Source organism: Mesotoga sp. HF07.pep.5.2.highcov, assembly GCF_003666285.1.
Classification (GTDB): domain Bacteria; phylum Thermotogota; class Thermotogae; order Petrotogales; family Kosmotogaceae; genus Mesotoga; species Mesotoga prima.
In genome coordinates, this window is record NZ_JFHJ01000132.1 from 1 (window position 1) to 788 (window position 788).

Here is a 788-nt window from a genome sequence, read left to right on the forward strand (position 1 = left end):
TGGGAAGTATCGATTGAAGCACCCCTATCTGATGAGTCCAAGGCATTTCTGTCGAGCAAATTGCAGATTGATTGCCTGAAGAAGTATTATGACACATCATTTTTGGTTAGATGGATAAATTCTAAGAAGAAGTACGTGCCCAAGCTAGACGACATAAATATGATGGTTCAGACAGTCTACAGCACATATTATGCGAATTCCAGCGGTCAATGGGGATTTGATGACGAGACTTATCAGGCAATGATTCTTACGTTGAATAACGCGTTGAGAAACGCAAGACAGGTAACACTTCCCGAGGGAGTTAAAGAAAGCAGAGCGCTATCAATGAGCATTGCTTTTGCGCCGGTTGAATATGTAAAAGAAGAGTTCGATCTCAGAAGCGTCTTCATAGAGGGGAACGTCAATCTACAGAAAGGTGAAATCCTAAGAGAGACGGGACTCACTGAAGGTCAAAGAGTAGACAACGAGGTAGCGATGAGATCTATTCAAGCAGTTCAGGACTTATATACTGAGAGAGGGTACCCTTTTATCAGGATAGAACCAGTTATTGATGAGAAGATCGGCTTCTTCAGTATCAAGATTACGGAGCCTTTAGTAAGAGACATAACCGTTGAATTCGACGGTCCTAAGAAGACACAGGATTATTTGATAGTCGACAAGATAGTCATTCAGAAAGGCAATGTATTGTCGCTTGATGAGCTTAGAAATACATACGCTTTCTTGAACAATACCGGCTACTTTTCAAAAGTTGATATTGCCCCTGTTCCTGTTGGTGAGGATGCGCTCGA

1 protein-coding gene is annotated in these 788 nt (G+C 42.0%); it reads left to right on the forward strand.

Going from position 1 to position 788, the window contains the following annotated elements; all coding sequences use genetic code 11:
• The coding region (locus BG32_RS02065) for a POTRA domain-containing protein (protein ID WP_310793858.1) at positions 1-788 on the forward strand (788 nt) is incomplete at both ends.